This is a genomic window from Anatilimnocola aggregata, assembly GCF_007747655.1.
Classification (GTDB): domain Bacteria; phylum Planctomycetota; class Planctomycetia; order Pirellulales; family Pirellulaceae; genus Anatilimnocola; species Anatilimnocola aggregata.
Genome location: NZ_CP036274.1, coordinates 227339 through 240490 on the forward strand (window position 1 = coordinate 227339; position 13152 = coordinate 240490).

Annotated in this window: 5 protein-coding genes; all 5 read left to right on the forward strand. The window is 57.9% G+C overall.

What is annotated here, in order from left to right; translation table 11 throughout:
- The first annotated feature begins 42 nt into the window (after positions 1-42).
- Positions 43-1440 carry a DUF4384 domain-containing protein gene (locus ETAA8_RS00770; RefSeq protein WP_145083453.1) on the forward strand — a complete coding sequence of 466 codons (1398 nt, stop codon included), beginning with the start codon at positions 43-45 and terminating at the stop codon, positions 1438-1440.
- A 502-nt stretch (positions 1441-1942) separates the two neighbouring features.
- Positions 1943-3325, forward strand: a complete 1383-nt coding sequence (locus tag ETAA8_RS00775) for a calcium-binding protein (protein ID WP_145083456.1) — start codon at positions 1943-1945, stop codon at positions 3323-3325.
- A 174-nt stretch (positions 3326-3499) separates the two neighbouring features.
- A complete protein-coding gene (locus tag ETAA8_RS00780) occupies positions 3500-6547 on the forward strand; it encodes a CHAT domain-containing protein (RefSeq protein ID WP_202921480.1) in 3048 nt (1015 codons plus the stop codon).
- Positions 6548-6634: 87 nt separating this feature from the next.
- A complete protein-coding gene (locus ETAA8_RS00785) occupies positions 6635-9670 on the forward strand; it encodes a CHAT domain-containing tetratricopeptide repeat protein (protein ID WP_145083462.1) in 3036 nt (1011 codons plus the stop codon).
- A gap of 95 nt (positions 9671-9765) precedes the next feature.
- Entirely contained in the window at positions 9766-13002 is a 3237-nt protein-coding gene (locus tag ETAA8_RS00790; RefSeq protein ID WP_145083464.1) for a CHAT domain-containing protein, read from the forward strand.
- Positions 13003-13152 lie beyond the last annotated feature (150 nt).

Here is a 13152-nt window from a genome sequence, read left to right on the forward strand (position 1 = left end):
GCAAGTCCTCACTTCCAAGTTTCGTCGCCGGAGAACTCAGTCATGATTTCCCGAAAAAATAGGCTCGTTTTCGCTTGTAGCTTGCTATTTACCTTGGGCCTGCCGTTGCTTATCGCTGTGGCCCAGCAGCCCGCGCCACCGATGCCACCAACCGAACAGCCAGCAGCGGTACCGCCGTCGCCCGGCGATTCTCTGGTGCCCACGCGACCTGCCTTCCTGATGAACGTTGCCGTCAATCGGGCCGATCCCCGCTACAGCCACGGCGAGCGGCTGGCAGTTCGCTTCAAAGCAGAAACCGATTGCCACGTCTATTTGCTCTACCATCAGGCCGACGGCAGCACCGTAATGCTCTTCCCCAACAAAGCTCAGCCAGATACCGCGGTCAAAGCCAATGTCGAAGTCTCAATTCCCAAGGCCGGTGACGACTTCCGCTTTCGGATCGCTGCCCCGTATGGCAAAGAAGCGATGCAAGTTATCGCCAGCAAGAAACGGATAGAGTTGCTCGACAAACTCGATGCCAGCGCCGGCCGTGCCGTGGCAGTTTCGCAAGCAACTCAGGACGAACTAGCGAAATTGATCAAGGCTTCGGCCGACCAGTTTGCCGAACATCGCGTGGTCCTGCAGACGCAGGCCGCCGGTGGTGCCTTGCCAGCTTCTCGTCCGCCACTGCGGGCGGGGCTGTTTGTGGGCGTGAACAAATTGAAAGCGACAAAACATGGCGACGAAGCACCTCAGGCCCGAGGCTCTGCCGAATTGATGCATAAGTCGATGACGACGCTCGGTGGTGTCGCTCCCGAACATGCGCGAGTGCTGACCGATACCGGAGCCACGACAGCCTCCTTCGAAGAGGCGATGACAAAATGGCTCCCGTCGATCACACAGCCAGGCGATACCGTGTTTTTGTTCTACTGCGGTCATGGTGGTCCGGAGCCAACCGACGATCCAGCCGAAATTGACGGCATGGACGAGGTCATTACCACTTACGACAAGTTTGTCGTCGACGATCAACTGGGGCGCTGGTTGCAGGAACTTCCCGGCCGTCAAATTGTCATGTTAATGGAAACTTGCCACGGTGGTGGCCTGGTCGATGCCCGCAGTCTGACCGGCTCGATTCACGACGTTGCTCGGCGCGTTCACGACATTTCGCAGCTGAACACCATCGTCGTCACAGCCTGCCTGCCGGACGAATTCTCCTCGTTTTCGAAGGATCTTCCGGCAGCCTTCATGCCCATCTATTTTGACGAAGCGATGCGGACCCTACCGCGCCCCGTCTCCGTTCAAGCCGCATTTCAACACTACCGACGTAAACTGCGTGCCACCATCGGTGCTGATCAGGAACCTGTTCTGCTCGATAACATCCTGCTCCCCGTTCCCTTGGTCCTGGCCGGTGCCGCTGCGAAACCCGCTCCCCAGAACACAGCTCCCCAACCGCAGCGGTAACTTTTGGTTCAACCAGTTTGCGTCCAAAAACGTGTGAGGTTTATCAACACCCCCCTTTTGCGTGCATCACAATCAAGTCGTTCTGCGGCAACGAATTGCGCCGAATTTGCCAATTCCGAAATCATCCTATTTGTTGATAAACCTCGGTCTCGCGTCTCTCGCTGCCGCGGGTAAATCTCCCGGAATGCCACGAAACTTTCCCGCGCAACGCGCAACCGGTTCCTGCCGTGCAGGCGCGCTCTTTCCACCAGGTTGCCAAACAGCCGCTCCAATTATCACAATGTAGTTTCTAGTTGTCAATAATGTATCAATGAGTTTTTCGTAACTGTTTGGTCCGGCCGCTCCTGCCCTATCGCTACGTGGCAAATGACGCACGGTGCGCCCCAGGGAATTTTTTTAGAAGCGGCTGTCACAGCAGGGAATCTCGCTGTTACTGCTCCTGAACCCGGAGTTCGCCAGGCGAAACCGGACGCTCTTAATCAGCCCTTCAGGAGACTCGCCGATGACTGTTTGCCACCGAAACTCGCTCCGTCCTCTTGCTCCCAAACGCCTGCAATTCGAACGACTGCAAAGTCGCGACCTGATGGCCGCCGACGTCATTTGGGAGAACAACGCCCCGCCGCCGGGCTTCTCGGCAAAAATCGAAAACGGGAGCCTCGTCTTTAGCGGCAGCGAAAGCAACGACGGCGTCCTGGTCAGCGACATCGTGGCCCGGAAGAACCAGAAGCAACTGGTAACTGGTGCCAAGTACATCGAAATTTCGCACTCCGACGCCAAGAACCGGTTGCGCAAAGGTTGGGTCAAGCAGGACGACTCGCTCGACTTTGTGTTCTACGGCAAAGCTGGCAACGACAAGTTTCAGTACATCGACACTTCGGCCGATCCGGGTCCCCGTCGCGATCGAATGATTACCGCTTATGGCGGCGCAGGCGACGATCAAATCCATGGCCACACGCAGAACGACATTCTGTTCGGCGATGACGGAGTCGACTATCTCTGGGGTGAACTGGGCAACGATCTGGTTGTCGGTGGTGCCGGCAACGATCGCTTGTGGGGCGACGGCGTGACGAACGTCAACCGTAGCCAGACGGCTGATGCGGACTATCTGGAAGGAGGTCTCGGTGTCGACCAGCTCTACGGTTGGCAGGGTGGCGACATTCTGAATGGCGGCAACTATTGGCAAGTGAATGACGGCTCGGTCGATGAACTATCGGGCGGATCGGAAGCGGACTGCTTCTACATCGAAAAATTTAGCGACGCCCGCAAGAAGGAAGCCAAGGATCTATCGGTCGCGCAAGGGGATCGACCGGATGCCTTTACGGAACCTGTCCAACCCCCCACGTATGACAATTGGCTGGGGCAATATTATTTCGGCGGACCAGCCCGGCCGCTGAACACCACGGCGTTTCAGAATGAGCGGAGCATTCTGGCCAGCTCGCCTGGTAGCTTTCCGAATCTGGGTGTGAATTACGAAGTGCTGGGCCCTTCGACACCCACTTACAATTGCATCGCGGCCTCGGTGGGTGTGTATACGCACGATGTCTGGAATACCACGCCGACTTTGGAGTGGGCCAATAGCGTGTATCAATCACGGGGCTTTAGTGGGCCGATTGCCTTCAATAGTGCGGCCGGTTCTGCCTTGCTTGCGAATCCGAATGTGGAAGTAGTAGTGGTCTATGGCTTCTCGGGTGGAACGGGGCCCTATCTGCCCAGTGGCTCGATCATCACCCATGCGGCCGCGCGGTCGGCAGACGGCACTTGGGTCAGCAAAATGGGCGACCTGGCCCTCATTCGGCATCAAACGCCGCAATCGATCGCCGGCGGCATGTATGGCCAGCCGTTGTATCTCTACTCGCGGCCCCGCCTGGCTTGTGGTTGCAACTAAGTCGTTAGCGACTCAAATTTGACGGGCATGTTGAATTGCCCCCCATTATAAATAAATGCCAGAAGTGAATCGCAGTTCAGCCCCTCTCCCCGATATACCGAGGAGAGGGAAAAAAATGCGAAAATAAAAAGTAAAAAGTAATAAGGCTCTATGGGCCTTCAGGAGTTCGCTGCCATGAACGATCGAGCTTGTTCATCGACGTTCGCCGTCGTGCTGTTGCTCAGCGTTTGCTCGGTTTCGCTACACGGCCAAACGCAAGAAGACTTGGAAACTTCAGCCTATTATTCGCGCACCTACGTTCAGCTTTCGCGCTCGGGCAAAATAAACGAGGCGGTGGCCACGGCCGAGCGTTACGCTGAATTTTTGCTGCAGCGATTTCCGAAGCGCGACCACTGGAAGGCTTCGTTGTACCTGGGCGAAGCCTACGGTTTTCAAGCACGCTACAAGGAAGCGATGGAGCAATGGCACCTGACGATCGAGCGGATAAAAGACGCCGCGCCGCAAACGGAATTGGAGCGGCAAGCAATCGTCGTCATGAGCGGCGACGCGCTGAAGTCCATCGGCTTTTGCTTGGAAAACTTGGGACGAGCCGCGGAGGCAGTTCCTTACTTTGAAGCTGGCGTTGACTACTGGTCCAAAGCGCGGCATCCCAATGCTCGAAGGTATTACGCCAACGCTCAGACGGCGCTCGCCGATGCGCATATCATTCTCGGCAATTCCGAGAAGGCCAGGTCTTTGCTCAACGCAGCCACGGCGACGCTAGAGCCGCTTGCTCGCGCCGATACCAATGTGGGGCATTCGTCACCCAGTTACGACCTGTCGCTGACTCTGCACATGAGCGGCGAACTCGATGCCAAAGAAGATCGCTATGACCTGGCCGAAGTGAAACTTCGGCGAGCATTGCAACTCCGCGCCACCGCCAATGGCTGGCATCACTTGGACACCGCGAAAGTGCTCGATTCACTGGTGCGACTCTATGGCAGCCAAGGTCGCTGGCAGGAAGCAGAAATGTACTGCCGCGCTGAACTGGAAGCCTATGAACAAAGTGTGGGTCAGGATCACGTGGAAATCACGACGGCCCAGATTCGCATGGCCGCGGTGCTCAACGCCCAGGATCGACATGCCGAGGCCGAGCCCATCCTTCGCCGGGCCGCGGCGCAGTTGACCGCAGCTTTCGGTGCCGACAACACGCGCACGACCACTGCCACCTTTGAACTGGCCAAGACGCTCTGGAATCTGGAAAAGTACGACGAAGCCGAGACCGTCATGCTGAAAAATCTGGAGATTGGCAAAAAACTCCACGGCCCGGCGAGCGCACTATTATCCGACGACCTGAACTTGCTCGCGAGTCTGAAGTTCAGTCAAGGCAAGCCTGCCGAATCGCTGCAAGTGCTCGATGAACTCCTCAAGATTCATCAGGTCAGCCCACTGACGCCGCAAGATCTGGAGAGCTTGTACATCAACCGCTCAAGCGCGCTGTGGTACACGGGAAAGCGTGAAGAGGCGGTGCTGGAATTGGATAAGTGCCTCGATCAAGTGGAACTGCTACGGAGTTTTTCATCGGGAGCTGAACGAGAACGGGCCGAAATGTTTCAGGAGGTGTCCGCCAGTTTTGTCACCGCAATCGCCTGGCAGGCGGAGCTCAAAAACGCGGAGAAACTCTTCGCGGCCGTCGAGCGAGTGAAAGCCCGCTCGTTTCTCGACGAACTGAAACTGAAGAACGCCGATCTGCTGGCCGGTTTGTCGGCCGAGGAACGGGCGGAGTTGACACGCACCGAGAATCAATTGCGGCAAGAATTGCTGGCGGCCGAGAATCGATATTACGCGTTGCCTGAACTCGGCCCTCAACCCGCGGCTGAAGCAATCGAGCAACGAAAGAAACTTGCCAGCGAAGTGATGAGTGCCCGAGATCGGCTGTATCGTCACCTGGCCGACATTCGCTCGGCCAGTCCGATCTATCGAGAATTAATCGTCAATAAGACCGCCGCACCCACTGTCGCCCAGGTGCAGCAACTACTCGGCGACGACGAAATCTTGCTGTCGTATTCGGTTGGTGCGTACCACTCCTATGTGATTGCGGTGCGGCGAGACTCAGTTCAATTCACTGAACTCACTTTGGACGAAGCAACCGCAACCAAGTTGGGCGTCGAGGCTGGGTCGTTGACTGCAGCCATGGTCAGCCAGGTATTACAGGATAAGAAAACCGGCTTACTCACGATTGTCTCATCTCCCCACCGGCGCGATGAAAAGGTCGGGGGTGTGTTGTCGAGCTTGTGGAAGGCTCTGATTCCCGCAACGGAACGCGACCTGCTCACCAGCGGCAAATTGAAGTTGCTCACGATTCTGCCCGATGGGCCGTTGGCGTTGCTCCCGTTCGAAACGCTCGTCACGAGCGACGACGAAGAACATCCTGAATATCTGCTCGACGTCGGCCCGCCGATTGCTTATGCACCCTCGGCCGCCGTGCTGCTGAACCTCGCCAGTCGCACACCGAGCGATGCCGCCGCAGCGCAAAAGCTGTTGACGCTGGGCGATCCAAGTTATGCCGCGCCCACAGCCACGACCGACGCAGTCGATCGCAAAGTGGGTGTGCAACGTTCGATCGACCGCTTTCGCGCGTCACTCTCGCGTCTGCCTTTCACGGGCAAGGAATCGAACTGGGTGCAACAGAATCTCGAGAAGATCGGCTTCACGACCGTCAAAGTTACTGGCCCTGCGGCCACCGAAGCAGCCATTCGCCAACATGCACCCGGCCGGCAGATCATTCACCTGGCCTGCCACGGCATGGCCGATCAAAACTATGGCAACTTTTTCGGTGCCCTCGCGATTGCACCTGGCCGAGCGGGCGATCCTCGCGATGACGGCTATTTGTCCATGTCGGAAATCTACGAGCTCAATCTCGATGGCTGCGAGCTGGCGATCTTGAGTGCCTGCGAAACCAACTACGGCCCGCAACAGCAGGGCGAAGGAGTGTGGGCCTTGTCGCGTGGCTTTCTGGTTGCCGGCAGCCGCCGCGTAGTAGCCAGCAACTGGGTCGTCGACGATGCAGCTGGCGCGACGCTCGTCAGCTACTTCGCCGGCTACCTGACTCTTGCCGGAAAGGATCCGACGGCCCGCAATTACGCATCGGCCCTGCACAACGCCAAGAAGCAAGTCCGCAAACAAGAGCAATGGAAGCACCCGTTTTACTGGAGCAGCCTGGTGCTGGTGGGACCAAAATAGGTCGAGCCTTGTCACAAATGAGGCCGTCAGTTGTAGAGAACGCAGGCAGCCTCATCACAAACCCAGAACCTCAAACCGAGCTTGAGCATGAATACCTGGCGTCGATTCAATAAAATCTGTGTGCTGAGCTTACTCATTCTCTGGTCACTCAGCGTGACAAGCTCGGCGCAAGAGCCCAATGGCGACGATTGGCAGGCGTACTTGCAACTGCAGTTCGATACGATCGAACTTGCCGACGCGGGCAAGGTGCAGGAATCTGCTGCCAGCGCCGAGCGACTGAACGCTCATTTGCAAAACCGCTTTCCCAAGCGGTTGCATTTTCTCGCCAAGTTCCCGCAAGGGCGAACTGCGGAAGTGCAAGCGAAGTACGAAGAAGCGCTCGCCAGTTATCAGGAATTTCTGAGCGACTCCAAGGGTTTTCAGCCGCGGATCGAAACCGAGCGGCTGCTGGTCAACTCGTTTATCGGCGACTCGCTGCATTGCACCAGTTACTGCCTCAGCCAATTAGCCCGCTACGACGAAGCTGTCCCCTTCGCTCAAGCGGCCGTCGATTGGAAGCGGAAGTACAATGCGGACCAGCCGCTGGTGGCGGCGGAGTCGGAGAAGCAGATGGCGCTGCTGTTTCGTGACATGCGGGATTTAGAGCGAGCGGAAAAACACTTCCGGCAGGCGGCGGCTGTTTTCGAACGGGCCTATCAGCGAGAACAACAGCCAATTGCCGGTTTCCCGCATCTGCTCGCAGGTTGGGCTTCGATTTATGAACATCGCGGCCGCTACGATTTGGCAGAGCCTCTTTATCGCCGAGCGTTAAGCATGCAGCTGGCAATATCCGGTTGGCAGCACAACCACTCGGCCGAATGCGCCAACAACCTGGCCACGGTTTACATGGCCTTAGGACGTCATGCCGAGGCCCGCCAATATGCCGAAGCGTCACTCGTCGTGTGGGAAAAATTGGCGGGCAAGACGCATATCGTTACCATGCAGGGCGTGCAGCGGATGGCCATGATCGATATCGTCCAAGGCCGTGAAGAGGAGGCCATTCCGTTGATGCGCCGTGTCGCCAGCGTCTATGAAGAAAAATTCGGGGCTGCACATCCCTTCGCGGCTCAAGCCCTGGTTGACTTGGGGCAGACTTTGATGCTGGCCAGAAAGTACGACGAAGCAGATTTATCGATTCAGAAGGGCCTCGACGCACTCACTACCAAATTCGGCGCGGGCGACGCGCGCACGGCCAGCGGGCTGTATGGGTTGGCCATCATCAAGTTGAAGCAGGGCAATCCTCAGAAAGCCCTGACCTATCTCGACCAAATTGATAGCGTGTACGCGCTTCATCCGCCTGATCTCAAGGCGGCCGCCTCGGTGCATCGCTTTCGAGCGGAAGCCCTTTGGGAACTAAAAGACCAGGCCGCGGCCGTGAAGGAACTGCAGCGGGCTCTTGACCTGCTGGAATTGCAGCGCGGCAATGCCGTCGGCGCGGAGCGGGAGCGCGCCACGTACATGGCCGAGTTTGCCCCGGAATTTGAGAGCATGATTCAGTGGCAGGCCGAACTGGGTAACATGCCTGCGCTATTCGTCGCGATCGAACAGATGAAAGCACGATCCTTTCTGGATGAACTCCGGCTGAAAGGAGCAGACCTGCTCGAAGGATCTTCTGCGGCGGAGCGCCAGCAACTGGCGAAACGCGAGAATGAACTGCGTGTGTCTCTGGCGAGTGCGGAGAGGGAGTTTGAAGCTGTCGCGCACGTTCATCCCGAAACGCAGCCGGAGCTTGCCGAGAAGCGCTCGGCTGCGTTAACTCAGCTGCTCCACGCGCGAGATGCGTTGTATCGCCACATTGCCGATGCGAGGTCCTCCAGCCCGGTCGTTCGCAAGCTAGTCACGGATAATTCGCAGGCGATTACCTTGTCGGACGTGCAAGCGCAGTTGCGCGAGGATGAAGTATTGCTCGCATACTCGATCGGCACCTTTCGCACGTCGCAAGTCATGGTGATCCGCCGCACTACAGCAACTAGCAAACAGCTTGCCGTCGATGCTGCCGCCGCGGCAAAGCTGGGCATCGAGGCTGGTCCGATCGCCGCTCACGAGTTGACAACAATCCTGCAGGATAAAGACGAGGGAGTGTTGCCCGCGCTTTCGTCGCCAGAGAGCAAGATCAACGTCGACGTAAAATTGGCCACGCTCTGGCAAGTCCTCGTCCCAGAGAGCGTGAGGCAGGAGTTGACCAGCGGAAACGTAAAGCTCTTAACGATCATTCCCGACGGTCCATTAGCCTTGCTCCCCTTCGAAGCACTGATCGTGTCGTCGGTGCCCGGCGAAGACGAACCGCAGTACTTGCTCGATGTTGGACCGCCGATCAGCTATGCACCATCTGCGGCCGTGATGCTCAATCTGGCGAAACGCGAGCCCGCCACTCAGCGCGCAAGTCAGCCGTTGTTCACGTTGGGTGACCCCACCTATCCGCAGGTCACGCAAAGCTCTGCCGAGCGAGCGAAACTTGCCGTCGATGAGCAGTTTCGGGCTGGCCTGTCACGGTTGCCCTATACCGGTTCGGAGTCGATTTGGGTGCAGCAGTGGTTTGAAAAGGCTGGATTAGCGGGACTTCGAATAACCGGTACAGCGGCGACCGAGGGCGCAATTCGTGAGCATGTGGCCGGTCGCGAAATCGTGCATTTAGCCTGTCACGGAATGGCCGACCGGAGTTACGGCAATTTTTATGGAGCGCTCGCAATCGTGCCGGGCAAACCAGGCGATCCGCGCGATGACGGCCTCCTGTCGATGTCGGAAATCTATGAATTGAACCTCACTGGTTGCGAACTAGCGATCTTGAGCGCCTGCGAAACGAACTACGGCCCTCAACAGCAGGGCGAAGGGGTCTGGGCTTTGTCGCGCAGCTTTCTCGTCGCAGGCAGCAAGCGCGTGGTGGCCAGCAACTGGGTCGTCGACGATGCGGCGGGCGCCACGCTCGTCAGCTATTTCGCCAACTATTTGGCGCGCGATGGAAAAGATCCAATCGCCCGCAATTACGCATCTGCCCTGCACAACGCCAAGAAGCACGTCCGCAAAGAAGAGAAATGGAAGCACCCGTTTTACTGGAGCAGCCTGGTGCTGGTGGGGCCAAAATGAGCGGAACGTTGTCACAAAGCGGCAATTCGGCGGTACTGTCGGAAGTACATCACGTTCCGTCGCTGGCTGAATAACTCAGGTGCAGGAAACACGCCATGTCGTACTGCCGACCTTTCCTTCTCATGCTAAGCCTCGTCGTCTTGGCCGACCTCCTGCACGCTTCACCCGCAGTCGCCCAGACGAGCGATGCAATCATCGATCAATTCTGGGAACAATACAGAGCGGGGCAGTTCGACAAGGCTGAGCAAGCGGCCCTTCAGCTCCGGCGACTTCACGAGCAAAACAATCGTCCTGCGGGAGTCGGCGTCGCGCGGTTCTTACTAGGTCGAGCCGCAGAAAGTCAGGAACGCTACGACGATGCTGAGCAACATTACCGGGCAGCTCTCAAGATACTTCCCGATGCTGACTCCGCACCGCTGACAACCGAGGTGCAGCACGTTCTGGCCTTGCTGCTGAAGAATCAGAATCAATTTGCCGAGGCAGAGCAATTCTATCGTAGCGTCGTGACGCGACTCACTGCGAAGGAAGGAGCCAATTCACCAAAGCTGATCGCTCCGCTGACCGAACTCGCAGATTCACACATGCAGCAGTTGCAATTTGCCGAGTCCGAACCGCTGTTAATTCGGGCTCGCAACATCGCCGAGAAACAGACGCCGCCGCTCGACTATCAATTGGCGGCCATCGTTCGCACGTTCGGCCTGCTGCGCGGCCGCCAACATCGATTGAGTGAAGCCGAGTCATTGCTTCGCGACGCCTTGCACCGCTTTGAGCAGCTGCAAAACGCCAATGGCATTGCCGTCTTGAATGAAGACCTGGCGCTGCTACTGATTCGGCAGGCCCGCTATCGTTCGGCCGAAGACTATGCCCAGCGAGCGCTGCAGTTGCGGCTGCAGCAATTCGGTGCCGAGAATTCGAGCGTTGCAAATGTGCAAAATACGTTGGGGCGAGTCTATGCAAAGCAGGGCCGACTGCGGGAAGCCGAAGCTCTCCTGCAACGAGCGCTTGGCACACGTCTTCGAACTCTCGGACCCGGGCACGCCAAAGTGGCGACGTCGCTCGTCGATTTGGCCGACGTCTATGCCGCTCAAGCGCGGTTTGCCAATGCAGCGCAGTTGCTGCATCGCGCGCTGGCGATCGACGAGAAAGTTTGGGGCTCCGATCACAGGAACTTGCTGACGACCCTCGCGTCGCTGGGGTATGTCGTCTTGCAACTGGGCCAGCACGACGAAGCCGTGAAGCTTGCGCAGCAAAGTCTGCAGATTCTCGGTTCAGACTCTTCGGCTGCCGGCCCCGGTCACGCGGCGCTTGCGCAGATCTCTTTGAATCGCAAAGATTATGCGGCGGCCGAACGCGAGTATCTGCGGGCGATTGAATTGAACGAAAAATTCATAGCGGAGACCGGCAATCCTTTCCATCGCATCTCTGCTCCCGCGCTGCGCGGCTTGGCGCGGGTTTATCAGGCCACGGCGCGGCATGAACTGGCCGACGCCAAGTTCAACGAGGCCATCGCCGCACTCGAATTGGATGGCGGCAGTTCAGGCGAACTGTGTGCCGCTTATTGGGAACGGGGCCGCAGTAACTGGGCGCTGGGCAAACACCCGTCTGCTGCCGCCGACTTCACGAAGGCGATGCAACTTGCCGAACAGCAACGTAGCCAGTTCTCGGGCTCCGATTCAGATCGTTCTCAGTCGTTCGCCAATTCCACGGTAGTGTTCGAAGATATGGTTCGCTTGCAGGCGGAGATCGGCGATGTGAATGCGGCGCTGAATGCGATTGAACGTGGGCGCAATCAGTCGCTGCTGGATCAACTGGCAATGCAGGGGATCGATCTGCTGGATACCTTGCCAGCCCCGCAGCGGGCTGATTTCGAACAACGACTGGCCACGGTCCAAACGCGCGTCGCCACCGCCGAACAGCAACTGCAGGATGTCCTCAGTGTTTCGACGCTGGCGATCGACGAGCGCCGGCGACGGAGCATTCCGCTGCACCGAGAATTAACTTCGGCCCGCAGCGAGTATGTCTCCCTCGGAGCGGCGATTCGTAACGCCAGTCCCGCTTATCGGTTGGCAGTCAGCGAACGGCACGAACCTGTAGTGCTAAGCAAGTTGCAGGAGTACGTCGCAAGTCAGAAGGGGCTGCTGCTACGGTACATCGTGGGCGATGGAACCTCGTTTGTGCTGATTGTGCCCGCTCAAGGGACGCCACGGCTGATCGAATTGACGGTCGACTCGCACCAGGCCCGGACGCTTGAGATTGAGGCGGGAAAGCTGGACGAACGCAAACTGGCCATTGCTTTGCAGAACGATCAAAAGACCGGCATCCTCCAACTGCTCCGCCAATCGGAGTACGTAGCGAACGAACGCCCAACCACAGACAAGCTGTTCGCGCTTTGGCAAATCCTCATTCCGCCGACCGAGCGCGCGCTCCTGATGCAAGGCGACGTGCAGCGCTTGTTGATCGTTCCTGATGGCGATCTGACGATGCTGCCGTGGGAGGCCCTGGTGGTGGAGGCAGGTCAAGTGCCACAGTATCTGCTCGATGTGGGCCCCCCGATCTTGTATTGCCCGAGTGCCACGATTCTCTGCAACCTGGCTCGCCGCGCAGCCACTCCACATAGCGCGGGCCAGCTGAATGTGCTGACGGTTGGCGATCCTGTGTATGGCGCTGTCGCGGAAGATAGGGGACGGGGCGGTAGCACTTCGAAACAGCGGGGGGTGGTCGGACAGCTTTCGCGGTTGCCTTATTCGGGCCTTGAGTCGGGTTGGGTCGAGCAAATCATGACCAAGGCGGGAATGAAGGTCAGCAAGTTGACCGGCTCGGCGGCGAGCGAAGCCGAGATTCGCCAGCGTCTGTCGGGCCAGCATTTCATTCATTTCGCCTGTCACGGCCTGGTCGATCCAAGTTACGGCAACCTGTTTGGCGCGCTGGCGGTTACAGCCGGCAACAGCCGTGCGGTCAACGAATCAGAAGATGGCTTTCTGACTCTGGCCGAAATCTACAAGCTCGATCTGCGGAGTGCGGAACTAACAATTCTCAGCGCCTGCGACACCAATGCCGGCCCTACGCAAAGTGGCGAAGGCGTCTGGTCACTGTCACGCGGTTTCCTCGTTGCCGGAAGTCGCCGCGTGGTAGCCAGCAACTGGGTTGTCGACGATCAGGCCGGTGCCACTCTCATCAGTTACTACAGCCGCAATCTAACGAAAGAAGGCAAACTTTCGGCAACGCCAGATTACGCTCAGGCTCTCCACAGTGCGAAAAGAAGCATCCGCAAAGAAGAGAAGTGGCGCAATCCGTTTTACTGGAGCAGCCTCGTGCTGGTGGGACCAAACTAAAGGATCGTTCGTGGGCAACACAGCAGAGTTGGCTTTTTCACCATTCAAGCTCTGCAGCCGGCATGTGAACGATCTGCAAGGACCACGTTGCCGAAGAGAGTCTCCGAACAGCAGCAGTCACGAGCGTTCGGTTTGTTGGGTCTGCTCGAT